Source organism: Paenibacillus guangzhouensis (assembly GCF_009363075.1).
In the GTDB taxonomy this organism is placed as follows: domain Bacteria; phylum Bacillota; class Bacilli; order Paenibacillales; family Paenibacillaceae; genus Paenibacillus_K; species Paenibacillus_K guangzhouensis.
Genome location: NZ_CP045293.1, coordinates 3270373 through 3294550 on the forward strand (window position 1 = coordinate 3270373; position 24178 = coordinate 3294550).

Genomic DNA, 24178 nt, shown 5'->3' on the forward strand with positions numbered 1-24178 from the left:
TGAACTCGTTGCTGGTGATTCCCCGCTCCCGGTTAAAGAAATAAGGAAATCCCTAACCTCGTCGGTAATCTTTTTTTCATAAAAAATCCTCCTAGTATCGCGTGTTTTTTCAACATTATAGCGCAACACAAAGAGGACTTTTTGAACATGCCAAAATTGAACATTATATTCGTTAAAATTAGTTTATAGGCCATATAGGACAATTTCAACTGAAAAAGAATCCGGTTTGCTTTCGATATGAAGTGACCCGCTTGACTCAACTTTTTGCTGTAAACTTTTAAGGCCCAATCCGTGGTTTATTCGGTTTGGTTTCATTGTTACTGGTAAAGAGCCCTCCCATTCGCTTACTTCTCTTGATGCTGCATTTACAATGCTTATAATCAATGACCAGTTAATAAAAGATAAAGTAATACGCGACCAACGTTCATGTTCCGGCAGAACTTCACAAGCCTCTTGTACGTTATCCAATAAATTACCGAAAATCGTTGATGCCTGCTCAAACGTGGTGAAAAATGTAATATCGTCGCTTTAATTTTTAATTTAGTAATTTGTAAATTATATACCCTATAACCAATATTAAAATTATAATTCCAGTTCCTTTCCATCCCAAACCAGTTAAATTTCCATATTCAGAACGATTTACTCCATCACTAAACGCACCAAAAGGGTTATTTTTTAATTCTTTTTGTCTTAAACGTTCTTTTAGTTCTTCAGGTGTTTCTTTTCGAGAACCCATTTGACCACCTCCTGAATAAACTTGCCCTTTCCTTCATCAAGAGAAACTCAGATCCGTACTTCTAACTATGATACGGTTCACCGTAATGAATCAAAGCACAAAGTATCTTTTGACCACAAGATATACATATCAGTATAAACACAAACCCACTCCTTTGGCGGAGTGGGTTTGTGTTTATAACTTTTCTTTTATGGAACTATCGTTCCGCTAAATCAAGGGAGAATAGTAGTTCTAACATATTTCATTCCAACTCTAAAACTGATTCGCCACTAATTATCGTACCGTTATTCTTACCTTCACAAATTTCTTTCATCGAGCCTGGTTTATCGAAGTTAAACACATGCATTGGCAGATTGTAGTCTCTTGCTAAAATGAAAGCTGATTGGTCCATTACCTTTAAGTTGTGTTTTAAAACGTCATTGTAATGAAGCGCACGAAATTTCCTTGCATCTTTATCAAATTTAGGGTCTGCATTAAGAACACCATCAACACCTTGCTTTGCAACTAATAAAGCGTCACAATTAACCTCGATGGCTCTTTGTACTGAAGGATAGTCTGTTGTAACGTAAGGTTGACCGTTCCCCCCTGCAAATATTACAATATAGCCTTTTTCTAGATGGTGGATTGCTCTTAGACGGATGTATGGTTCTGCAACTGAAGTAATAGGTATGGCCGTCATTACTCGTACTTCCTTTTTGATCTTGGCTTTAAGAACTCCACGAAGCATTAAACTATTTACTACAGTCGCAAGCGTTCCAATGTTATCAGCTTCTGCCCTTTCTATCCCCCAGCTTTCCGCCATATTACCTCTGAAAATGTTACCCCCACCTATAACTAACGATACTTCAACGCCTAAGTTTACTACTGACATAATTTCATCCGCAATATGGTCTAACCTTTCTGGCTCAAAACCAAATTCAGAGTTTCCTGCTACTGCTCCACCACTTAGCTTAACGAGAACCCTTTTGTACCTTGACAATTATTACACCTCCATAAAATAAAAACACTAAAGCAATAAATGCTTTAGTGTCCTAATGGAATGGAAATATGAAATTACGCAAGTCGACTGAATGTAAGTCTTCCGTTTCCACCTCATACTCCCACTCCTACATGTTTTTTCCATCAAGTAATTTTACATTACGTAAAGGTAAATTGCAATTATTGTAACCTACATATTTTACTTGCTATCGTATCGCTTTAAATTATAGTCATTTCGGAAGTTAACTATGAGTATAAGGTTCTTGGATTAGAATTGACGAAGTTTCAGAATGGAGACTATCAAATAAGCGGCAAAAGAATAGACGTTCAGTTGAACGAGAATAGAGAGTTTAGTGAGTCGATCGTGATCAATGAGCCAGGCTCTTTTGGAGCCGAAGCATTATGGTACATTGATACCGTATTCGCTAGGGGGAGACGACCCCTTAGATGGCATTAAAGACAGATAAATTTGTTGAATAGAGATTTAGTGGTTTGTAACATTTTGGTTATTTTCACTTTTCTTCCTACTCATTTCACATTAACTTTGTTTTTGTGACTTACAGTTATTTTCATGCCACATGATGTCGCAAACATGACTTACTGAAAAAATAAATATATTAATAATTTCGTTTCTACAATTACACTATCCTGCCCTTTACCTTAATGGCCGCGGCCATCCTTCCATTGAACATTTACATACCTACTATGTAGTTAAACTTGAATAAAATCATTAATTTCAAATCTTTGATTTCTCCACGATTATGCATTTATGTTTGTGTCGTGAGCTCCCAAAAGGCAAAAAATATATTGTTTATTATTTTTGGCGGAGTTTTATTATTAATAATGCTATTGCAGGAATCCCTAATTATTCCAGCAGTAATAGCTATATTTTCTTTAGCACTAACAATGATTTCCATGAATTCACCAAAGAGTTAGTTTTGATTATAATACAAGCCAGCCTAGAGGCTGGTTTTTTGTTGTATACTAGCAACAGCAGGAGAATTTAAACGCATTTTGCTCAAATAGCACAAAATAAAGGAGAAAAATATGAATCTATATTATACGGGAATTTGCCAACTACTAGACGGAAATAAAGCTTTAAAAGGTGAAGGTTACTATGTCAAAACTGATGATAATCGTCTGTTGTACTCAGAGTCAGCACAAGAAACTAAAACGGTAACCTTTCAGGATCTAGAAGATGCATTATTTGAAGGATGTAAAAAAATTATAAATAATTTCTCTATCTCCAAGAACAATACTGATGTCTATGCGTTCAATTTATATGCTGACGAATACAACAGCTTCTACGTCTACATGAATACGATTGCTGGCTTAGAGAACACAGTGAAGAAACACTATCCAAACTACTCTGATGAACAGATACAAAGTTTGAAATATAACCAAGGGGATTTTGCTTTTCAGTTCTATCCAAGCGATATGGGTGAAGTAGCAAGTACAGTTGAAGGGTTTGAAAGAATGGCTTCAGATTTGTCGTATGAGGACGAAGAAACTGAGGAGTTTTCAAGCGATGATGTTCCAGTTGTAGCATATGAGAAGAAAATATTTAAAGACGGTCACTACTTAGCTGCACTAAATGTAGTTAAACGGCTAGCTGAAGCAGATGCGTTCTCCAATTTAAACAAAACTGAGGATTTCATATATTACGCGGCTACGGGACATGATTACAATGATTACAGTCTGGTGATGAGAAAAACAATTGATCCTGAACTATTTTATCAATGTTTTCCTGATCTGAGAGTTAAGGATGAAGAGTTTAAGTCAATTTTAGTTCAGCAAGCTAACAACAGTGTTGAAGAGTGCCTTGACTACTGGGTAGAAGCATTTAAGAGTGAATTTAATGAAAAGTCTCCTTATCAATATACGAAAACGGAATACAATGTATTTTTGAGTCTAGAGAGATATGGCCGCGAACTAGCTAAGGAATGTGTAAGTAGACTACATCAGAAACTAGGTGATGGCTTAGAAGATAACCTAGATGAAATCTTTATTTATGTCAAAGCTCTAGAATTTGTTGTACATAATTCTGATGATGAAATAAAAAATAGTTGCAAGCTAATATTAGAGACTTTGGATAATGAATCAGATGAAATTTCAGTTTCAATAAGCAAAGATATTAAAGAGATCTTGAATGCTGCATAGTTCAACAATAGCCAGCCTAGAGGCTGGTTTTTTAGAGTAACAAATTATTCTAGAAGGACAATTGTGTATATTAATTCTGCGTCATTGTCCGTGAAGTACAAAACCTTAGCTCCGTCCATTTCAATAGGCGTAGTCAAATTTGCACCCTCCTAGTGAAACTTTCCACTCCATACTACCACAGCATAGCTGCTGAATACTGTGTTAATCTGCCGTTACTTCAATGAAAAGGCAGCTGATCATTTAACCAGCTACCTCTATATCATGATTGCGGTATAGTGTTCCGTTAGCGTAATCAACGCTGATAAGGAGGATCCGTACCGTCTCCTCCTTTCGCATCCATCGTACCACGGGTGACTTTATAGATCATTCGATGTTCTCCAGATTCTTCTCTTTTTCGCCAGCGCTCAATGAAATAAATAAGGTACTGTTCATTTGTTGTATCAATTACTTTCGTTTCCCTCTCCACTTCATATCCTTCAATCTTCAGCTTTATTACTCCCTCTTGTTTTGGGAATAGATCAATCAAAGTACCGTTACCCGAAGTTGCGAATTCTACCGCATCCATAACGGTGAACGGCGGTTTGGGCGTTGAAGATATGTATATTGAACTCACTGCGATCCCAAAGAGCAGAAGCGGTGCAATCATCAGAACTACGCGAACTCTCTGTTTGAGGAGTGGTAAGAACGTAATAATTATTCTGTCGAAACCGAAGAAAAGTAACGCCGCTGTACCGCCCACAATGCTGAAGAGGAAAGACTGAAGGATAAATCCGAAAAAAAATCCCAAGATGACATGGAATAAACCAGATACTACCCATTCAACGGTACTATCAACACTTAACTTTCTAGCTGAGATTTCTAAGAGTGATGAAATAAAAATGCCGTAGAGAAAAATACTCGGAACTGCATATATAGCAACGACGTAGGCCAATGACAAAAAATTTCCAGTCGCTTGCCATGTTCCACCCATCGTCAAAAAAGGGAAGGTGAACCATATTACGATTGTCCACGTAGTGAAATACGCAGCTGATATCTTCCTTACGAGCATTTACCGTCCTCCTTAGAGGGGGATTGGCAGCGACACTAAGTTGCATGACCAATCTCCACACATATGATCTTCATTCTCTATTGTTTATGAATTATACTGGATTTCCAGATGGAAAGTTGCGTACAACTACCCATAAGTGCAATGTGCTGCCGATCTATGCCGGCAGCCGCGTTTTAGATATTTATTAAGCTATAGTGTCCCGTTAGTTTAATCTTTCTTACCAGTTGCTGCGTAATATGCCTCTTTTAAGTGTGGTAACACCTTTCGGAAATTATGAACAATATCTGCAGTCGTTTTTATACGAACCCCAACCACTCCAGCTGTGGAATTGTTATTTCATTGTTTCATTGGTCTGATGTATAAGGTCCCGTTTCTTTACCATGAACCACTGGAATCATCCATTGGTAATGCAGCTTGTCGTGAAGCTGATACCGCTCCATATTTGGACCTGCCGGCTCGAATCCGAACGATTGCAAAACGAGCATTAAACTAAAACAAGCGTAAGGATCGGTAGACAAGCAATCAATTGTAACGAACAGTGTGGGCTGTATGACTTCAAGCTCAACTTCAAGCTCCGTTTCATGCTTCCATTCGTCCGGTAAGGCTGACTTCAAAGGCAAGCGAAAACCGACTTTGCCGAGCATCTCATCTCCGATCATTCGTTCCTGCCGTACATAAGCCTCTTTCGCATGCAAAAGCCCTCGCTTTTCCAAGAATGCCGCACTCTCATCCATGGCCTGTGCAAACGGATGAAGCTGGCGCTTGACACGATGCCGAAACCAAAGCATCCTCGTGGACTGAGACCATCTAACCAACCGGATATGCTCATCAACGGAATCGACACCATCCAGGTACTGTTTGGCTACATTCAGCGCCAACAGCTTCGCATCGACATCCTGACGCCATTTGCGCAGCCATCCTGCTTGCCCGTCGGCATCCGCAGCAAGATAATGACGGATCTCGATTAGGCCAATTCCCGCTTGGCGCAGCGTATGAATCTTCAAGGCGCTTGGAATCTGATCCTCCCGATAGTATCGATACCCGTTATCCGCCCGATGACTCGGCTGCAGCAGCCCTTCTTTTTCGTAATAACGAAGCGTACTGGCAGGAAGACCCGTCCGCTCGGAAAAGCCTTGGATGGTCATGTTGGTTTTCAACGGTTCCTCCTCCTACCATTAATAATAACTCCACACGTTTAATCGATTCCCGTCCGGATCATAGAAGTGGAATCCTTTCCAACGCTCCCCTATAATTTCTGATACATCAATTCCCTGCACCTTGAGCCATTCATTCGTCTTATACAGATCCTCTTGCTTTTTAATCCTGAAGTATAACCTGGCTCCGGGATTGGCCTTTTTTGATGATCGCTCGACGTTCACTTTTTCTAGCCAGACGAAGTCCCATGTTTCACGCATCAACGCAAATCCTCGGTCTTGAAAATTTTTCTTCGAACTTTCCCAACCGCATATCCGCGAATACCAATTAATTGAAGCTTCCAAATCGGTGACACCTAACCACAATGGCTTGGCAGCGTATTGAATGACGCGCGATTCAGGGAATTTACCTTCCAACTTCCTGTCTTCGCTTAACGTCAGGCGAACATTCCCGAATGTGATAATATCGGCAGACCGCGTTCCGTCCGGCATCTTTAACGGCGCGGTGCATTTGACGCCTTGATTATTGAAGTATTCCAATGTCTGATCCAGATTGGCCGTGCGAAAACAAAACCTGCAATTTCCTTCGAAATAATCTTCGGATGTAAAGTGGCTTAATTCGCTTTCGAACGACTTCAAATTGGCTTGTCCAGATCCAGGCATTTTGAAGAAAGCCTTCCTACCGACCGGCCCATCGCCCGTACCAATTAATTTCCAACCCATTTTATCGCCATACCATTCTACTGCCTCATCGAACTGATCCCACGGCACCATAATAAAACCGCCGTCAAACTTTAAATTAGGTGTCACCATTTATACAACCCCCCCATTTTTTGGAATGTTTCCAGGTGAGTTCATCATACACCTTAAAGTTGCTTTAAGGTCAATAGCTATTTTCCATATACTTGTTGAATATGTTGACTCCTTGTTGACCTGCCTCTCAAAGCGCCTTAAGTGTTGCTGCAAAAGGGGAGAACACAAACAATAGGACCCCAACAAATGACATGAAAAAAACGGCGATCTCGGCGGTCAACATGCCGTAACGATAGGCATCCTCTCGCCTATTCGAAAGCAGCCCCTACTTGTAATCATCGTTATATGGCAGATCAAACACTCGGCTATACCATTCAACTGCTCGTCCAAGATACATTGATTACTATAATAACAAGCGCATCAAGTCAAAATTAAAAGGCATGAGCCCGGTACAATACCGCGTTCATGCCCAACAGGTTGCATAAAAATATTGTCTAACAATTGGGGTGCAGTTCAGTAGCGGCTGCCTTCAAATGTCTTCATTGAGTTATCGTGTCCCGTTAGTTTAACGGTAAGTCATGTGATTCATTTCTTACCAATTAAAATTTTAAAGTCCATAGTGATTTGTTTCAGATTCATCTGTAAAATTTTTTCTATGCGTTCCTCGGAAGTCCCCCAGGATAATGGCGTCATACCGAGCAAAGGTTCGATCAAGGCTTCACTCAGGTTTACTTGATATCGTATGCTTTCAACATCTAATAACTTGAACTGTTCTTTGAAATGACTAATTGTAAGTGAATTTGAATAAACCTGTTTATCCGATCCTTCGTAAAAGATATCTCTTAATTCTTTTAGATACTTCTGTTCAGGGACAATCTTAATCATCAAACCATTATCAGTAATCAATCTCTGGAATTCCGAATAATTTGCCGGCGAAAGAATGTTTAAAATGAATTTAAATTGCTGATTTGCAAATGGACAGTTAGCAATGTCCGCGACACACCAAATCGCATTTGAATATCCAGCTGCGGCAAAACCAATTCCCTCTTTTGAAATATCCATTCCTACAGCCAGTAGAGGGTTGGGTTTTTTCTGCGTTATTTCTATTTGTATGTTATTTAAGTGAGAGCCTTCTCCACAACCTACATCCAGTATGCTTACAGGCTCATTATGCTGGAGTTGACTCATTATAAATCCACTTACCGCAGCATGTAAGGGATTAAATAAACCGCTTTTGATGATTACTCTTCTGTATTCGAAGATTTTTTTATCATATTTAGCATTACTGGCACGTGACAATAGGTTTATATATCCTTGCTTGGCTATATCAAAACAATGCTGATTGCTACAGACTAAACTTTGTAAATTGATCAATTGCATCTGTTTTTTACATAAAGGACATATAAATATCTCCTGAAACCTTTCAATTTTCCCGGCACTCATCAACTTTTTACTTTTTTTGAACACAAAAAACACCCTTTCATTCGTAGTTAGGTGAATGAAAAAAGGCACAGTCAAATAAACCCTAGCAATGTTGTTTAAAAAAGCTGGGTTATGTGAACCGCACCTTACATTACCTTAAACGAATGAATTGGATGATCAAGTTAAACTCTCCCTTATTGAAAATACATTAACACACTCTTATCGTAGCATGTTTCACTAGTATGAGAAACCACTGTATTAAACTGCCCGTTACATTAACAAAGCAAAAAGGAGCTGCTTCCATGCAAGCTCCTCCACTATCGTGTCCCGTTAGCTCAACGGCATCCACGATTTGACGCCTACTTCATTAAAAAAGAGAACAGGCCACCCGTGGCAGTCTGCTCCCTAATAATCTTGAATGCTCCTTACTTCGATATAAAAGGAGTGATTGAAACCCTTTGACAATGTGGAAGGCCCTTTACTTGATGCTATTATTGATCACATTTCCCTTATAATGCATACAAACATTAAGCTGCATTCCGCTTGTATGCGCGCATCGCAAATAGATATGCGACGATCATAATCCCTAAGCACCACGCTAATGCGATCCAGATATCATTGCCTACCGGTTGATTTGATAATAGTGCACGGATGGCCTCTACGATAGACGTCACCGGCTGGTTCTCGGCAAACGCGCGAACGGCTCTCGGCATCGACTCGGTCGGTACAAACGCCGAGCTGATAAACGGCAGGAAGATTAAAGGATAGGAAAAGGCGCTTGCTCCCTCCACCGTTTTTGCGGACAGTCCGGCAATGGCCGCGATCCAAGTCAAAGCCAGCGTGAACAGCACAAGTATACCGGCTACGGCAAGCCAAGACAGTACCCCGGAGGGCGAGCGAAAGCCCATCATGAGCGCTACGAGTATGATGACGACAACAGAAATGACGTTGGATACCACCGAGGTCAGTACGTGCCCCCACAGCACGGTGGAACGCGCAATCGGCATGGAGTGAAAACGCTCAATGATGCCCCGCTGCTTATCCAAGAACAGTCGGTAAGCCACATAAGCCACCCCGCTGGCAATAGCCATAAGCAGTATACCAGGCAACAGGTAGTTCACATAGTTATCCGTACCGGTTTGGATTGCGCCGCCGAACACATAGACGAACAGCAGCATCATTGCAATCGGAGTGATGCAGACCGTGAAGATGGTGTCCATACTGCGGAAAATATGGCGCATGGAACGTCCGAGCATCACGCTCATGTCGCTGAAAAAATGGTTTTTTGCCGTCTCCATTTACATGGCCTCCTTTTTACCGATAATTGCGAGGAATATTTCCTCCAATGTCGGCTGTTTTTCAACATACTCCACCTTTGCGGATGGAAACAGCTTTTTCAGTTCCGCGAGCGTGCCGCCGGCGATAATCCTGCCCTCGTGCAGAATGGCAATTTGGTCGGCAAGCTGCTCGGCTTCCTCTAAATACTGCGTGGTGAGGAATACTGTCGTGCCGCGGCCCGACAGCTCCTTTACAATTTTCCAAACCTCGATACGTGCCTCGGGATCAAGCCCGGTGGTTGGCTCATCGAGGAAAATGATCTGCGGTTTGCCCACAAGGCTCAAGGCAATATCGAGCCTACGGCGCATACCACCTGAATAAGTAGATGGCTTACGGTCGGCCGCGTCAGTTAAGCCGAAACGTTTCAGCAAATCGTCCGCAACTTGACGCGGATGATCCAGATGCCGCAGCTTGGCAATCATAATCAGATTTTCCCGCCCGGTCAAAATCTCATCAACCGCGGCAAATTGTCCGGTCAAACTAATCGACTGCCGCACTTGATCCGGCTTTGACGCGACGTCAAAGCCGTTTATGGTGGCGGTGCCTCCGTCCTGTTTGAGCAGCGTGGTGAGGATTCTAACAATCGTCGTCTTACCCGCGCCGTTGGAGCCAAGCAGGGCGAAAATCTCACCTCGCTTCACTTCAAAATCGACGCCCTTCAGGACTTCTGTGTTCTTGAAAGACTTTCGCAGACCTTTCACTTCAATTGCTTTTTTCATCCCGCGATCCCCCTTTTACTTTTTTTTATCCGTAACCTTTTTCATGGCCTTGCTGACTTCTTGATTAACAGATTCTTGATAGATGTCAGCGTAAGTTTTGGAATCTTTGATTAGATCGTCGCAGAAAGCTGCAACGTCACTGCCCGTCACATCGAGCACGCCTTTCCCCAAGGCCGCGCCCTCTTCAAAAAGATCGACAATCCCCGATAGCAAATCCGTACCTTCGGTTAGTTCAACAGGGCCAACCTTAAAGAGATATTTTTGAATCTCTTTATAAACAATCTGATAATCTCGCGGGAGCGCTTTGACACGCGCCACGTGCGCTCGCCACTCTTTTTTGCCTTCGATGATATCTCGTATTCTCATTTTAGCCTCCTCCTATTTACCTAGTTTTTTAGCGATATTATTGTTGAGTTGCTCGCGCCACTTGTCGCGATAAGACTTTGCCCCTTCTTCGCCGGCCAGCGCCGAACAGAAGCCTTTGATATCGTCACCCAATACCTCTTGGACACTCTGACCGTCCGCCGCCGCTTCTTCAAGCAGGCCAAGCACACCGTCAAAAATTGGCATGAGGTTGCGACCGGTGAAATCGGAGTGCGGCCATAGATTGGCACTAATTTTTTTCCATGCCGCTTGATAATCAGCCGGTAGCTTTTTTACTCGCGATTCAAATGATTTGAATTCTTTAGTCATGTCACTGCCAGTGATTTTTTCCCAAAAATTCATTGTTTTTTCTCCTTTAACTCGTTAATTTTTGATGATACGAACCCCCATTTTTCCCAGAACTTCCGCAGTTCCTCGCGCCCCGCGTCATTGATCGCGAAAAACTTTCGTGGCGGTCCCATTTCGGAGGGCTTCTTGGTGATCTCCACCAACTTGTTTTTTTCAAGCCGGATTAGGATGGTATACACCGTTCCCTCCACAACATCTGTGAAGCCAATGGCATTCAGCGTCCGCGTGATTTCGTAGCCGTAGGTTTCTTCGCGGCTTATTATTTCTAGGACGCAGCCCTCAAGCACGCCTTTGAGCATTTCCGTTAAGTTTTCCAATACAATCACCCTTCACTATTCTGTACGACTGGTATGCAGTATTACTTACTACCACTATAAAGTAACACGTAGTAGCTGAACTGTCAATAGCGTTTACGCTGATATTTACATTTTCAACTATCCCGCCCTTTAGTTGAGTTTATTTAGGTGACCGACGATCCTACTGTTTATACTTCATTGATCCACAAATTATGTATATAATGATCTCACGCTTCTCTATTACGAAGGAACGTAGGTGGTGAACCATATGTTGAAGGCATTAATCGTAGATGATGAAAGACTGGTCCGTAAAGGGCTCATTTCCACGATGCCATGGGAGAAATACGAAATCCTCATTATCGGCGATGTCGGGAACGGTCGCGCAGCGCTCGAATTCATGGAGCAGCAGAAGGTTGACCTCCTGTTCGTCGATTTAACGATGCCTACGATGAGTGGCTTCGAGCTGATGAAAGCCGTTCGCGCAAAATATCCGAAGATTTGGCTCGTCGTCCTCACTTGCCATCAAGATTTTAACTATATCCAAGAGGCCATGCGCACAGGAGCGATTGATTACGTTGTCAAAACGCAGCTGGACAAGGAAAGCATGGACGATATTCTAGACCGTATTGTTAAGCGAATCCAGTTCGAGAAGTCGAATCAAGCATCGGGCGCTCTTGTTACCCATTCCACAGCAGAGGAAAAAGCCATCTGGTTTGTTGCTGGAGTACACCCACGGGTTGTGGACGACTTATACGCCGAGCTGCAACGCGCCGGAATTCACTCTCCGGCAGCCCTCGGTGATAATCTATGGTCGATCCCCTCAACGGTTCAAGAATCCGTCATTATACAATTCATGAATCAGACGAATGCTTGTGTCTTCTTGAAGGTGTACGGCCATAATCAACCTTCCGTATCGGCGCTACGGCAATACTTGTTCTACGCATACGAGCCGCATCGGAAAGTATACGACGTGCTGCGGCCAACGGTACAAGAGGACGGACATTCCAACAAATATGAGAATATGCTTGATGAAATATGGTTCTCGTTACATTGGATTTATGATGAGAACGCTTGGAACAGCCTAACCGCCTGGATCGAACAAACGAAACCCAGTCTCCTCCAACTGCAGGACCTACTGAGCGAATTGCTGCAAGTATGTCATGAATTGCTCCCGTCCGAAACCTTGGATACGAACGAGCCACCCCCCCCTTCTTTAGGAACTTGGTGGGCGTTCAAAGCATGCATCAATGAATTACGAAGCAGAATCCAAGTCAGAATGAAGCAGCTGGACTATTTTGACGATATCATTATCTCCATTATGAAAGCGCTTCATATCATGAACGGCCTACAAGACTTCTATGTCAACCGCGATATGATCGCATCCAAAATCAATATGAGCAGCGGTTATTTCAGTGAATGCTTCAAAGAGATCACTGGAAAATCATTCGGTGAACATATGAAAACATTACAAATTAACAGGGCAAAAACGCTGCTCGAAACCACAACGTATCCGATTTATCATATTGCCGAACGATCCGGCTATAAGGATGATAAGTATTTCAGTAGAATCTTCCGCGAACGCGTCGGCATAGGACCTGCAGAATACCGAAAATTACGCGAGAGGAGCGGATCGAACGTATGAACTTCTCCTCCTTAAAGACACGACTGATCGCCACCCTCTTAATGAGTACGTTAATCCCTCTTCTTCTGCTTGGTGCGATCTCTTACTTGGCTCTGCAAAATGTGTTTCAACAAAAAATTGAAAACGGCATTCAAAACACGTTGGCGCAAACGCGCATGAACCTCGAGAATACATTAAGCAATATGGAATACGCCTCGTTGCAGCTCTCGCAGGATGGAAGCGTCGGACAATCGCTGTCCAAGTTACTGTCCTCCCAAAGGATATTCGAGAAAATGCAGCTGACATCAGAGATCCAACAGAACTTAAACTTAGTCAACTTTACGAATCCGTATTTGGGCGTGATGCTCTATTATTTTACCGATCCGAAAGAATTTCGCTTTGAGAACAGAGATATTCGCAAAGATTTTTCTATCGATACACTCCCTATGTTGTCTCAAATGAAGGGCGCGACGTTTTTCGGTCCCCACACAACAGCCTACAAACACAGTCAAAATCGCGTATTTTCCATGATCCGACCGATCGAGGTCCCGGGGATGAAACCGCAGTCGGTATATGTATATCTCGAAACCAATTTGCTCCTGTTCGAAAAAATAATCAACCAAAACCAGTACGGCATGAAGGCCTCGCATGCTCTGATTGATCAGAACGGAAAAGTCGCTTACAGCGACGATCCGAGCCTGTTCACTCCGAACGCTGATTTTTCGCTGCAAAAAACTGCCGGCGATTACTTGTTCCAAGAGCGCAGCGATCAAGGATGGCGGATCGTCGTCACCATTCAGAAACGTGATTTTGAAAAGGAGTTTCGATCTTGGCTTCTGAAATACGGTGGCATCAGTCTAGTATGTGTTGCAATCAGCATTGCACTCGCGCTGCTGGTATGGCGAACCGTGTACCGGCCGATCCGTAAAATTCTAAAAGAAATCCGCCTGATGTCCGATAGCAAGTTTAATTCGCAGCTCAAACTGACGCATATTCAAGAATTTGACACGGTGTTATATGAGTTCGATCAGATGCGGACGAGCATCAAGGAACTCTTCGCGGAAATCGAGCAAAAGGAGCGGACGAAAGCGCATTTGGAAGTGGAAAAGCTGCTTCATCAGATTAATCCGCATTTCATTCATAACACATTAAATACAATTCAATGGATTGCCCGCATGAACGGGCAAGATGAGATCGACCGGCTCGTCTCGATTTTTACGCGCGTCCTTCATTACAATCTCGGCAAGGAAGGTGCAATCGTCACGCTTAGCGAAGAACTCAGCGCAATGAAGGATTATGTCGCTTTACAGCGTATCCGATACGATTACCAGTTCGATGTCCGTTACGACATTGATGAGGCGCTGCTCGTACAGACGATCCCTCGGTTCATCTTACAACCCATGGTTGAGAACGCCTTGTATCATGGGCTTGGCGACGAATCCGGGACGATTGAAGTCATTGTTGCTGCGCAAGACGGCTTCATGAACATTCAAGTGAAGGACAACGGAGCAGGGATGACCGATGTGGAAGTGTCACTGCTGCTCACCCATCAAAGCGATAACAAAAAATCCGGGCTGGGCATCGGGCTGAATTATGTACTGAGAATGATCCATGTCCATTATGGCGAGCTCGGCCGCTTTCAGATTGAAAGCCAAATCGGACAAGGCACAACCATGACGCTTCAGATTCCGATGAACGAAGAGCAACGAATGATGGTAGGAATTCGGTCGACATAGGTAAGAATATGGTCGCGTATCATTGAGTCTCCGCAATTTCCGGATCGTTTTCTCCCTCTCATTGACCGGATTCTCTCTCTGCTGAATCAAGCCGCATAATACAATCAAAGGGCAAGACGATTTCATGTTATAAATCAAAGAGGGGGAAATCGAATGAAGATGAAATGGATCACGACATGCCTCGCGGCGCTCACGCTTTTCGCAACGGCATGCGGCAACAGTGACTCCGGACAAAGCCCAGACACGAACCAGAAGAAAGAGACGGAGGCAGCGGGCAAGCCGGACAGTGGAAAAGAAGATCCATACGGCAAATTTGACGAACCGATTACGCTCAGCTTAGGGAAATCGATCAGCACGAAAAACACCAATCTGCCGAACGGTGATACCGTCGACAATAACGAATTTTACCGGTATATCGAGAAAAAACTGAACGTGAAAGTGACGCATGCATGGCAGACCGAAACCCAGGACGCCTACCAACAGAAGCTGTCTGTATCCATCGCTAGCCAAGACCTTCCCGATGCGTTCATTGTGAACGAGAAGCAGTTGAAACAACTGGTCGAGGCAGACCTAATAGCCGATCTGACAGACGTTTACGATAAAAGTGTAAGCCCTCTAATCAAAGAGTACTATAGTTCATTTGATGATCGGGTTCTGAAGAGAGCGACATTCGACGGCAAACTCATGGCTTTCCCTAGCACAGAAATCGGCGGGCAACATAGCATGACTTGGATTCGTCAGGACTGGCTCGATAAATTAGGGTTGCAACCGCCCAAAACACTGGATGAGCTGTTTGCGGTCGCAAAGGCTTTCACTGAAAAAGATCCAGACGGCAACGGCAAGAATGACACGTACGGCTTTACGGGGATCCCTACTTTGGCAGGGTGGAACACGGTTAGCGGCTTCGACCCGATCTTTGGCGCGCTCCATGCATATAAAGGCCAATGGCTGAAAGATCAAGCAGGCAACGCGGTCTATAGCTCCACATTACCGGAAATGAAAACAGCTCTAGCCAAACTTCATGAATTATATACTGCAGGGATCATCGACAAAGAATTCCCGGTTCGCAAAGATTCGAACGAATTGGTCGCTGCGAACAAGGTCGGCATTGTGTTCGGCCCATGGTGGATACCATACTGGCCGCTGCCGGATTCGGTCAAGAACGATCCGAAGGCCGAATGGAAACCGTTCACCGCCCCGCTTGATGCAGAAGGCAAATTCAATACGTATGACCAGAATCCGACAGGTTCGTTCCTGGTTGTTAATAAAGATTACGCTCATCCTGAAGCCGTCGCTAAAGTATTAAATGTATCCGTCCAAGGTAATCGCAAGCTCGACCCGGATTCCAAAGATATTTATAAAGGCTTAAATGTCTCTTGGACGATCTGGCCTTTCAACTTACAGCTTGATTATGAGGATGCGGCGTACAGATCCCATTTAGAACTAAAAAAGGCATGGGATGCAAAGGATCCATCCAACCTGAATGATGAGTTCAAAATGTGGTACGAAAACGTGAAGGAAAATACAGATAATCCGAAAAAGGATCTTGCCGCTTGGTCGGACGCTATGGCACGCATGGACGGATCGGCTGAAATTGATCCAAGCAAGCTTACGATCATTCGCAACGTCTTCTTCGGGCAGACCAAAACGATGGAGCTCAAATGGGCTATTCTCGAAAAGATGGAGAACGAAACGTTCCTCAGGATCATTCTCGGGGAAGAGCCGATCGATAAATTCGATTCATTTGTCCAGGAATGGAAGAAGCTTGGGGGCGACCAAATCACGAAAGAAGTGGAAGAAACGTCCAAGAAATAACAGCAAGCGGATGTATTAAGCTCATGGAAGGCGCTGAGGTGTTATGCACCTTACGCCTTCTCTATTTCTTGCGAGGTGGGTGCTTATGAAGGACAAAAAAACGTTGTTCCATTACCATCTGATGTTGTCTCCCGGCATCCTATTGTTGCTCATATTCAGCATTATTCCGATGTTCGGCATCGCGATGGCATTTCAGAATGTCATTCCGGGGAAAAAAATCTGGAAACAGGAATGGATCGGATGGGATAACTTCACATTTATGCTGCAAATACCGGATATCAAACAAGTTGTCATCAATACCGTTGTTATCGCAACAATGAAAATTACCCTAGGGATCATCATACCCGTTACATTTGCACTGCTGCTGCATGAAGTCCGGACTCGCTGGTTCAAGCGTACGGTGCAGACTATCGTATATTTACCCCACTTTATGTCATGGGTCATTCTGGCCGGCATTATGGTCAACATTTTCTCGCTCGACGGCATCGTCAATCAACTTGCCGGATTGTTCGGCGTTGAGCCCGTCATGTTTCTGGCCAGCAATACATGGTTTCGCCATATCGTGGTCTGGAGTGACGTATGGAAGGAATTCGGCTTTGGCACCATCGTCTATTTGGCCGCATTGACCGGGATCAATCCATCGCTGTATGAAGCGGCCGAAATCGATGGCGCTAACCGGCTGCATAAGCTTCGTTACATCACGCTTCCCGGCATCATGCCAACCATTATATTGTTGACGACACTTAGTCTTGGCAATGTGCTGAACGCAGGCTTTGATCAAATCTTCAATCTGTACAACCCGCTCGTCTACTCGTCCGGCGACGTCATCGATACGTATGTCTATCGTCTTGGTCTCGTTCAGATGCAGTACGGCTTAGCTACTGCCGTTGGCTTGCTTAAATCGGTCGTCGCGATCGTACTCATTGCGATCTCGTACAGATTAGCCTATACGTTCGCTAACTATCGTATTTTCTAACCATGAAAGGAGTGTGGCTATGGTCAGGTCGAATACATTAACGAGCCGGCTTGTCGACGGCATCATCTTGCTAGTATTGGCCATCATTGCACTGACTTCCCTCTATCCGTTGTGGTATACGATTGCGCTCTCGTTCAGCGATCAAGCCGCAGCGAACGCAGGCAAAGTGACAATATGGCCAAGCGGATTCAATTTAACCTCCTATCGGATTATTCTCGATGACGAGAAGTTTTTCCGGGCATTCGGAGTCTCGCTCAAACGGGTTCTGATTGGCGGGGCAGTTAATTTCTTACTAACCGTCATCATGGCCTATCCCTTGTCGCGAAGCGCCAAGCAATTCCCCGGCAGAAACATTTACATGTGGTTCCTCGTATTCTGCATGTTGTTCTCCGGAGGCCTCATCCCCTTATATATAACGATCACGACACTTGGGCTCCAAAATACGATCTGGTCGCTCGTTCTTCCAGGAGCCGTACCGATCTTTAACGTGATTCTGATCATGAATTTCTTCCGCAGTCTTCCGAAAGAATTGGACGAGGCCGCCGTTGTCGATGGCGCAGGGCCGTGGTATACACTCTTGCGCATATATATTCCGCTGTCGGTCCCTGCCATGGCCACCGTTACGCTGTTTAGCATCGTGGGACATTGGAATTCTTTCTTTGACGGGTTAATCTATATGAGTAAGCCCCAGAATTATCCATTGCAGACGTATATTCAACAACTGGTCGTGAATATTACACCGGACTTGATGAAAGAGATGACGACAGAGCAGTTGATTGAATTAATGAAGGCATCAAACAAGACCTTGAACGCGGCCAAACTGATGGTCGCCATGATCCCAATCTTGCTCCTATATCCGTTCTTGCAGCGGTATTTTGTCCACGGTATCGTATTGGGGTCGGTAAAAGAATAATCCATTCAACAAGGAGAGGAAAAAATCGTGGCAGCCTACAAAAGAGTTCATGTCATTTTCAAAACCCATCTGGATATTGGCTTTACCGATTTAGCGAAGCACGTCGTCGAGCGGTACATGGATCGATACATTCCACAGGCATTGGACTTGGCCGCGCAATTAGCCGCGGAAGAAGGAAATGTAAAATTCGTATGGACGACCGGTTCGTGGTTAATCCACGAATACTTGCGCACGGCACCTGTGGATGCTCGCAGCCGTATGGAGGAAGCAATACGCCAAGGCCGAATCGCGTGGCACGGATTGCCTTTTACGACGCATACTGAATTGATGGACGCCAAGCTGTTTGAATTTGGCTTGTCCCTTTCTAGGGATCTTGATCGTCAGTTCGGAAAAACAACCATCGCAGCAAAAATGACGGACGTTCCAGGGCATACTATCGGCATCGTCCCCATCTTGGCCAGACACGGCATTCAGTATTTGCATTTAGGCGTTAATCCGGCTTCCAAAAAGCCTCATGTCCCTGATGTTTTTGTGTGGCGAGCCGCCGATGGCTCCGAAATCATCGTCAATTATGCCGCGGATTATGGCAAGCCGCTAGAAATCGACGGACTGGAAGATGCCCTTTATTTTGCCCATACCGGCGATAACCACGGGCCTTCCAGCATCGAAGCTGTACGCGAATTGTTCGTTCAATTGCAGCAGGAATACCCAGGTGCGGAGATTATCGCTTCTACCTTGGATGCATTTGCAGAGAAGCTGCTCGCATTGAAGGACCGCCTGCCGGTCATCCGAGAGGAAATCGGTGATTCATGGATTCATGGAGCCGCTTCCGACCCATGGAAAGTGGCGCTGTATCGGGAGCTGCTGCGTTTAAGGGACAAATGGGTCTCTTCCGGTGCTTTAGATCCGGACAGTGAAGCATACGCCTTATTTTGCAACCGGTTGATGCTCATTCCCGAGCATACGTGGGGGCTGGACGAGAAGATTTATCTGGGCGATTACAGCGCCTACGCTGCGGCTGATTTCGCCGCTGCAAGAGTAAGCGATGCAGTCCAAGACACCAATACGCATAAATTTGCTTTACTGCAGCACATGGCAAAGCCGGGACGGACGTTCCGCTTTTTCGAAAGCTCGTGGCAAGAACAACGTGAATATATGGATCAGGCTTTGTCTGCATTGCCCCAGGAGCTGGTGCACGAGGCGCTGGCTGCCTTCGAACAACTGGCTTCGGAAAGCGGCGCCGCTTCGGATCTCAACGCGGAGAAGCTTGAATGGAATACTCGTTATGAATTAGGTTGCTTCCACGCCGCCTTCGCTCCGGATGGATCGATCCATCAATTGGTCGACCGGAACGGAAAAGTGTGGGCAAACGACGCTCACCGGATAGGAGCCTTTCGTTACGAGACGTTCGGCCAAGAAAATTATGACCGGTTCTATAAAGAATATTCTAGAGATCTAAGACTGCATTACATCTGGGCAGAACCTGATTTTGGCAAACCAGGCATGGAGTATGTGGAACCGCGACCGGAGCATACAAGTTACCAGGGGGCGCCGAGAACGATACGATTAGAGAAGCAAGCGGATCGCGATATAGTCCGTATCGAGCTGGCCATGGATTCGATCGTCTGCGAGCAGTACGGCGCACCTCAAAAAGTAATGATGGTCTATGCATTCCATAAGCAGAAACCACTAATCGATGTTGAACTTCACTGGAGCGGTAAATCTGCATGCCGATTGCCGGAGGCAAGCTGGCTCTCCTTCGTACCGCTCGTAGATAACCCAAATATGTGGAGGATGGATAAGCTGGGCGCTCTCCTCTCCCCATTGTCTGTTGTGAAGGACGGCAATCGCAACATGCATGCGGTTGAGACCGGACTCTACTACGAGGGCGCTGACGGAAGCTGCACGATCCGAACGCTGGATGCTCCCCTCGTATGTCCAGGCGAGCGACGGCTGCTTCAGTTCGATAATACTTTTGCTTCCCTCGACGGTGGATTTCATTTCAACCTGCACAATAATGTGTGGGGAACCAATTTCAGAATGTGGTTCGAAGACGATATGAAGTTCCGTTTCCAATTGGTATTGCAGTCGTTCAGTATGTAGTTTTAGGCGTTCACCAGCCTCCGTTTTAGGAAACGGCCTCGACATGTTCGAGGCTTTTCTTTTTCATCGACACATCTGCAATTTGGGGGTGTGACCGAAGATCGAAGCATAATATTTCAAAAATGACATTTCGTTTTCATGCGTTTGTAACACAATAGCTTTCAGATTTTACTATGATATAGGATGAGTTTTTAGCTTAAGTTTTGATATAGAAAACATGTGGTTCATACATGGTACAAGGAGAGGATCCAATATGAAGTTTAAATCTGTGAAAAAAGTTTGGGCTACTATTGCAGTCGCAGGTGTTGTCGGTCTTGGCGCGGGTTTGACGAATTCTCCGATTTTTCCGGCACATCAGGTAGATGCCGCGGCCGCAAACCAAGATAACTCCGCTTCCGAACATGCGCTCCAAACGTTAAAGAGCTTTTATAAACCCGCTTTGAAAGGCGAGTTTCCGGGAGCAGTAAGCAATCTTACCGTAGGAAAAAGCACCCGGAAAGAAGTCATTAAAGCGATCGGCGAACCCGAACAACCTAGAAAAAATGCAAGCGGTTATGACGTGTACAGCGCCAATATGGGCAATCCCGGCTATGCCATCACCTATAATAAATCTGATAAAATTCGCGAAATCCGTTATTTCGGTACCAATGTCGAGCGACAGACCAATATCGGCGGCATTACGATGAGCATGGTGAAGCAGCATTGGTTGGCCCCTAATTCCACAACAACGATCAAAAACGGAAAAGCAAAGCAAACCAAGTTCACATATATTCGCGGAAATTATAAAGTGGAGTTTATTTTCAACAGCAGCACCGATTTGGACCATATTAATTTGTTAGCCAAATAACCCTGTAAAGGGACTGATCCAGGGATCAAAACACCTAGCAAAGATAAGATAAAACCAGTTGTCGATATTGTATCGGCGACTGGTTTTTTCCGGATTCGGCAATCCAGTTAACAACAGGTACGCATACACCAGATAAAATGATAACCCGCCACAAGGACGGGTTATATGACGAAGACAGACAGCTTTATTATTAACTAATATATAAGCGTTTTAACTTTGAGGCGTTAAAACATAATTATTAAATTTATTTCATTTCCCAACTTGTTACCTTGACGATGGCAGCATCTGCACCTTTCAGATCTGTTTCACCTTGGCTCAATAAAGTACTCCACTGTTTAACACGATTCTTCCCATTAGGAGGTTGGTTGTAATCATTTGTATCTACAATCAAGGTACGCTTCGCGTAAAAATTAGTCATAAATGTCTTTTCATTCGTGCTGCTTCCGGACTTCGATAGAAGACCTTGAAGACTATTAGAATCGCCTGTAGCTCCATGATTCAAGGCTGCATCAACGAATGAACCAATGGTTAGTGCAGTATTAAAACCCCGTTTATTGGCTTGCTCAACACTGTATTTAATATAGACATTGTAGAAGGTCTTCCACATCGCTTCTCTCCACGCGGGATCATTTTGCAGCGCATTAATTTTCTTAATGAATACACTATCACTGTCTTTGATAACCAAGATGGAGCCATTCATGGAGCCATTAACGCCAATCCGCTTCAAAGCACCACTAACTGATGGATTGGATGCTCCTTTTACGCGGTCATATTCTATGAAGAGTTCAGGTCCATCCGGCCCGGTATCATTTGGACCACCCGTAGTTGCCCCGAATATACCTATGGTAAAGCCGCGTTTATCAGTTAGTCTCTCAGCATATCCATAATATTTGGTCCAATTCAGGTCATCCTGCTCCGGTTTGTTAATCAGTTTCATGATGTTATTCCATTGTTCACCGTCAAGCCCTGTTTTTGATTGTAAAAATTGGAGAGTTGCTGGAGAAAAATTGTCATCTGGGTTCGCTGCCGCATAACTTTTTGTTTGGAGTGGACTGGAGTATAGGCTAATACCAATGATAAAGCTCAATACGACCAATAAAGAAAATTTTAATTTCTTAGAACCTCTTTTAGTCATTAACAAATGAATCACTCCTCATTAAAATTTAAGCGCTTTAACTTTTAGATAGCAAGTTACCTCCTCATTTGGGAATATTCTACATCAAAGCAATAATTCCTTTTTAATTATACATATCACAAAAATATTATTTTATTCCATAATGAGGTATTTATAATTACTCTAAAAAAACTCCTACCAGATGATAAGATTCTCTGATAGGAGCTTATTGGATGAATCGTATTCAGGTCATCAGGTATGCTGGCTAGACAGATAAGAGACTACGGCGGCTTCGGCTTCGTCCAAATTACTTACGTAACCTTAGCTCCTATTCGTCCCGATCATCCTCAAAAAGCTACGCTGCATCAAAATTCTGACAGTTTGAATATCGGCCTCAGAATCTTGCGAATCCCAAAAGCAAATAAAGTCATTAATCCCGACAGATGTCCTCCGTTGTACACGACGATACCGACCGCCAATGAGCAGAAGCTCATTAGTAGCAGCCAATACTTCGGCGAGTAAAGCAGTGAAGATCGGCGCTCGTGACGAATCTTTTGCGGTTTCATACAGACATGTTACTTCAATGAAAAAGGCAGCTGACCGTTTGACCAACTGCCTCTATTTCATGATTCAACTATCGTGTCCCGTTAGCTTAACAATACTTCATCTAACCGACCTTCCATAGTTTTTGGTTGAATGATCTGATGCGTTTTTTGCTGCATTGTGTTTGATACCTCCAAGAAGAAACAAACTATTTTTCCACTCCCGGCTGTTCCGGCAGTCCCGGGGGCGAAGTCCGTTAGTTGAGAAAAGGCTGCCATGTGGCAGCCTTGATGCAAATGAACAAAAGTGTCCCATTAGAGCGGATCACCTTGTACGGCGCGACTATTTCTCCAACTCATAGTGGGTCGCGATAATGCCCGACTTGAGCGTTCGGCTGGACAGCAACTTGAGCCTGATTCTTTCGACGCCGCCGTCGAAGACCGATTTTCCGCTGCCTAGGACAACCGGACAAATCGTCAGTAGGAATTCGTCGATCAGGCCGAACTCAAGCAGCGTCTTCGCAGCCCCCGGGCTACCGAAGATAACGAGATTTTTACCAGGCTGCTCCTTAAGCGCCATGATTTCCTCTGCGATTTTGTCCTTGATCAGCATCGTATTGTTCCATTCCACCTTGTCCATCGTGCTAGAAATGACGATCTTCTTAACATCCTGCAGCCATTTAGCATGCTCCATACCGTGCCTCGACGCATTCGGATCATCCAACACAGTGGGCCAGTAGCTCTCCATCATCTGATACGTCGTACGTCCGTAAACGGGAGATCCGACTTCGGCTACGACCTCCTCGGCGTATTTCTCTAGTTCCTCGTTGTACGGAATCCAATCCAGTCCTCCGGTCGAATCTGACGCATACCCATCCAGCGACACGTGCATGAACAATACGAGTTTTCTCATGTCTGTTTCTCCTTCGATTTCGAATTAATCTTGTTCGATTTTTTGGCCGTTGTCCTGTGTTGTTTCCTGCTGTTACGTACACTATAAATCATTACGTTACGTAAGGTTCAAGGGGAAATCCGATTTTTTTGCAGACAACAATGTTACGCAAAACTGCCCGTTAGTTTAACAAAAAAAGGAGCTGCCTCCAAACAAGCTCCTATCGTGTCCCGTTAGCTAAACAATGAGCTTGTGATTAATTTTTATCTGAATCAGGGTGAAA

22 protein-coding genes and 1 pseudogene are annotated in these 24178 nt (G+C 44.3%); 9 read left to right on the top strand and 14 right to left on the bottom strand.

Annotation, left to right across the window (positions count from 1 at the left end; translation table 11 throughout):
- Window positions 1-183: 183 nt before the first annotated feature.
- The 3 genes from GCU39_RS14690 to pyrH form a co-directional block, all read right to left on the bottom strand.
- Window positions 184-468, bottom strand: coding sequence for a GHKL domain-containing protein (locus tag GCU39_RS14690; protein ID WP_193726930.1), 285 nt, complete (start codon window positions 466-468; stop codon window positions 184-186).
- 67 nt (window positions 469-535) lie between these two features.
- Window positions 536-736, bottom strand: a complete 201-nt coding sequence (locus GCU39_RS14695; RefSeq protein ID WP_152394214.1) for a DUF6366 family protein — start codon at window positions 734-736, stop codon at window positions 536-538.
- Window positions 737-977: 241 nt separating this feature from the next.
- Window positions 978-1715 carry a UMP kinase gene (pyrH, locus tag GCU39_RS14700; protein ID WP_152394215.1) on the bottom strand — a complete coding sequence of 246 codons (738 nt, stop codon included), beginning with the start codon at window positions 1713-1715 and terminating at the stop codon, window positions 978-980.
- Window positions 1716-2761: 1046 nt separating this feature from the next.
- On the opposite strand from pyrH, the gene GCU39_RS14705 reads away from it, so the two are divergent.
- Window positions 2762-3874 carry a DUF4303 domain-containing protein gene (locus tag GCU39_RS14705; protein WP_152394216.1) on the top strand — a complete coding sequence of 371 codons (1113 nt, stop codon included), beginning with the start codon at window positions 2762-2764 and terminating at the stop codon, window positions 3872-3874.
- A 292-nt stretch (window positions 3875-4166) separates the two neighbouring features.
- Here GCU39_RS14705 and GCU39_RS14710 read toward each other — a convergent pair whose 3' ends face one another.
- The 3 genes from GCU39_RS14710 to GCU39_RS14720 form a co-directional block, all read right to left on the bottom strand.
- Window positions 4167-4844 (bottom strand): hypothetical protein, encoded by a 678-nt coding sequence (locus GCU39_RS14710; RefSeq protein ID WP_152394217.1) that lies wholly within the window; start codon window positions 4842-4844, stop codon window positions 4167-4169.
- A 422-nt stretch (window positions 4845-5266) separates the two neighbouring features.
- On the bottom strand, window positions 5267-6079 hold the full coding sequence (locus tag GCU39_RS14715; RefSeq protein ID WP_152394218.1) for a helix-turn-helix domain-containing protein: 813 nt from the start codon (window positions 6077-6079) through the stop codon (window positions 5267-5269).
- Window positions 6080-6097: 18 nt separating this feature from the next.
- A complete protein-coding gene (locus tag GCU39_RS14720) occupies window positions 6098-6889 on the bottom strand; it encodes a VOC family protein (RefSeq protein ID WP_152394219.1) in 792 nt (263 codons plus the stop codon).
- A gap of 332 nt (window positions 6890-7221) precedes the next feature.
- Between GCU39_RS14720 and GCU39_RS14725 the strand changes: the two are divergent.
- Window positions 7222-7314, top strand: a pseudogene (locus GCU39_RS14725) (IS3 family transposase); the annotation flags it as partial.
- A 100-nt stretch (window positions 7315-7414) separates the two neighbouring features.
- On the opposite strand, the gene GCU39_RS14730 reads toward GCU39_RS14725, so the two are convergent.
- From GCU39_RS14730 to GCU39_RS14755, 6 genes are all read right to left on the bottom strand, one after another.
- Window positions 7415-8272, bottom strand: a complete 858-nt coding sequence (locus tag GCU39_RS14730) for a putative RNA methyltransferase (RefSeq protein WP_227793635.1) — start codon at window positions 8270-8272, stop codon at window positions 7415-7417.
- 506 nt (window positions 8273-8778) lie between these two features.
- A complete protein-coding gene (locus GCU39_RS14735) occupies window positions 8779-9549 on the bottom strand; it encodes an ABC transporter permease (protein ID WP_152394220.1) in 771 nt (256 codons plus the stop codon).
- A complete protein-coding gene (locus tag GCU39_RS14740; protein ID WP_152394221.1) occupies window positions 9550-10308 on the bottom strand; it encodes an ABC transporter ATP-binding protein in 759 nt (252 codons plus the stop codon).
- 15 nt (window positions 10309-10323) lie between these two features.
- Window positions 10324-10674 (bottom strand): DUF1048 domain-containing protein, encoded by a 351-nt coding sequence (locus GCU39_RS14745; RefSeq protein WP_152394222.1) that lies wholly within the window; start codon window positions 10672-10674, stop codon window positions 10324-10326.
- Between the two features lie 12 nt (window positions 10675-10686).
- Window positions 10687-11034: a DUF1048 domain-containing protein gene (locus tag GCU39_RS14750; RefSeq protein ID WP_152394223.1), complete on the bottom strand. Its 348-nt coding sequence runs from the start codon at window positions 11032-11034 to the stop codon at window positions 10687-10689.
- Window positions 11031-11339, bottom strand: coding sequence for a PadR family transcriptional regulator (locus GCU39_RS14755; RefSeq protein WP_152397254.1), 309 nt, complete (start codon window positions 11337-11339; stop codon window positions 11031-11033). The genes GCU39_RS14750 and GCU39_RS14755 overlap by 4 nt, the downstream gene beginning before the upstream one ends.
- 265 nt (window positions 11340-11604) lie before the next feature.
- Between GCU39_RS14755 and GCU39_RS14760 the strand changes: the two genes are divergently transcribed.
- The 7 genes from GCU39_RS14760 to GCU39_RS14790 all read left to right on the top strand — a co-directional run bounded on the left by GCU39_RS14760 (window position 11605) and on the right by GCU39_RS14790 (window position 21347).
- Complete coding sequence (locus GCU39_RS14760) at window positions 11605-12978, top strand: response regulator transcription factor (protein WP_152394224.1); 1374 nt, start codon at window positions 11605-11607, stop codon at window positions 12976-12978.
- Window positions 12975-14693 carry a cache domain-containing sensor histidine kinase gene (locus tag GCU39_RS14765; RefSeq protein WP_152394225.1) on the top strand — a complete coding sequence of 573 codons (1719 nt, stop codon included), beginning with the start codon at window positions 12975-12977 and terminating at the stop codon, window positions 14691-14693. Before GCU39_RS14760 ends, GCU39_RS14765 begins: the two co-directional genes overlap by 4 nt.
- A gap of 153 nt (window positions 14694-14846) precedes the next feature.
- Window positions 14847-16508: an extracellular solute-binding protein gene (locus tag GCU39_RS14770; RefSeq protein ID WP_152394226.1), complete on the top strand. Its 1662-nt coding sequence runs from the start codon at window positions 14847-14849 to the stop codon at window positions 16506-16508.
- Window positions 16509-16593: 85 nt separating this feature from the next.
- Window positions 16594-17484 carry an ABC transporter permease gene (locus tag GCU39_RS14775; RefSeq protein WP_152394227.1) on the top strand — a complete coding sequence of 297 codons (891 nt, stop codon included), beginning with the start codon at window positions 16594-16596 and terminating at the stop codon, window positions 17482-17484.
- A 19-nt stretch (window positions 17485-17503) separates the two neighbouring features.
- Complete coding sequence (locus tag GCU39_RS14780; protein WP_152394228.1) at window positions 17504-18397, top strand: carbohydrate ABC transporter permease; 894 nt, start codon at window positions 17504-17506, stop codon at window positions 18395-18397.
- Between the two features lie 27 nt (window positions 18398-18424).
- Entirely contained in the window at window positions 18425-20500 is a 2076-nt protein-coding gene (locus tag GCU39_RS14785; RefSeq protein WP_152394229.1) for a DUF5054 domain-containing protein, read from the top strand.
- A gap of 253 nt (window positions 20501-20753) precedes the next feature.
- A complete protein-coding gene (locus tag GCU39_RS14790) occupies window positions 20754-21347 on the top strand; it encodes a YjgB family protein (RefSeq protein WP_152394230.1) in 594 nt (197 codons plus the stop codon).
- A gap of 244 nt (window positions 21348-21591) precedes the next feature.
- Here GCU39_RS14790 and GCU39_RS14795 read toward each other — a convergent pair whose 3' ends face one another.
- Both GCU39_RS14795 and GCU39_RS14800 read right to left on the bottom strand, forming a co-directional pair.
- Window positions 21592-22482, bottom strand: coding sequence for a chitosanase (locus GCU39_RS14795; RefSeq protein ID WP_152397255.1), 891 nt, complete (start codon window positions 22480-22482; stop codon window positions 21592-21594).
- A gap of 864 nt (window positions 22483-23346) precedes the next feature.
- Complete coding sequence (locus tag GCU39_RS14800; protein WP_152394231.1) at window positions 23347-23916, bottom strand: dihydrofolate reductase family protein; 570 nt, start codon at window positions 23914-23916, stop codon at window positions 23347-23349.
- Window positions 23917-24178: the final 262 nt, after the last annotated feature.

What these genes read in the sequence shown, in the direction of transcription:
- GCU39_RS14695 (WP_152394214.1), bottom strand. Translation starts at nt 736, where the DNA reads ATGGGTTCTCGAAAAGAAACACCTGAAGAACTAAAAGAACGTTTAAGA.
- GCU39_RS14705 (WP_152394216.1), top strand. Translation starts at nt 2,762, where the DNA reads ATGAATCTATATTATACGGGAATTTGCCAACTACTAGACGGAAATAAA.
- GCU39_RS14710 (WP_152394217.1), bottom strand. Translation starts at nt 4,844, where the DNA reads ATGGGTGGAACATGGCAAGCGACTGGAAATTTTTTGTCATTGGCCTAC.
- GCU39_RS14720 (WP_152394219.1), bottom strand. Translation starts at nt 6,889, where the DNA reads ATGGTGACACCTAATTTAAAGTTTGACGGCGGTTTTATTATGGTGCCG.
- GCU39_RS14730 (WP_227793635.1), bottom strand. Translation starts at nt 8,272, where the DNA reads ATGAGTGCCGGGAAAATTGAAAGGTTTCAGGAGATATTTATATGTCCT.
- GCU39_RS14735 (WP_152394220.1), bottom strand. Translation starts at nt 9,549, where the DNA reads ATGGAGACGGCAAAAAACCATTTTTTCAGCGACATGAGCGTGATGCTC.
- GCU39_RS14740 (WP_152394221.1), bottom strand. Translation starts at nt 10,308, where the DNA reads ATGAAAAAAGCAATTGAAGTGAAAGGTCTGCGAAAGTCTTTCAAGAAC.
- GCU39_RS14745 (WP_152394222.1), bottom strand. Translation starts at nt 10,674, where the DNA reads ATGAGAATACGAGATATCATCGAAGGCAAAAAAGAGTGGCGAGCGCAC.
- GCU39_RS14750 (WP_152394223.1), bottom strand. Translation starts at nt 11,034, where the DNA reads ATGAATTTTTGGGAAAAAATCACTGGCAGTGACATGACTAAAGAATTC.
- GCU39_RS14755 (WP_152397254.1), bottom strand. Translation starts at nt 11,339, where the DNA reads ATGCTCAAAGGCGTGCTTGAGGGCTGCGTCCTAGAAATAATAAGCCGC.
- GCU39_RS14760 (WP_152394224.1), top strand. Translation starts at nt 11,605, where the DNA reads ATGTTGAAGGCATTAATCGTAGATGATGAAAGACTGGTCCGTAAAGGG.
- GCU39_RS14765 (WP_152394225.1), top strand. Translation starts at nt 12,975, where the DNA reads ATGAACTTCTCCTCCTTAAAGACACGACTGATCGCCACCCTCTTAATG.
- GCU39_RS14770 (WP_152394226.1), top strand. Translation starts at nt 14,847, where the DNA reads ATGAAGATGAAATGGATCACGACATGCCTCGCGGCGCTCACGCTTTTC.
- GCU39_RS14775 (WP_152394227.1), top strand. Translation starts at nt 16,594, where the DNA reads ATGAAGGACAAAAAAACGTTGTTCCATTACCATCTGATGTTGTCTCCC.
- GCU39_RS14780 (WP_152394228.1), top strand. Translation starts at nt 17,504, where the DNA reads ATGGTCAGGTCGAATACATTAACGAGCCGGCTTGTCGACGGCATCATC.
- GCU39_RS14790 (WP_152394230.1), top strand. Translation starts at nt 20,754, where the DNA reads ATGAAGTTTAAATCTGTGAAAAAAGTTTGGGCTACTATTGCAGTCGCA.
- GCU39_RS14795 (WP_152397255.1), bottom strand. Translation starts at nt 22,482, where the DNA reads ATGACTAAAAGAGGTTCTAAGAAATTAAAATTTTCTTTATTGGTCGTA.
- GCU39_RS14800 (WP_152394231.1), bottom strand. Translation starts at nt 23,916, where the DNA reads ATGAGAAAACTCGTATTGTTCATGCACGTGTCGCTGGATGGGTATGCG.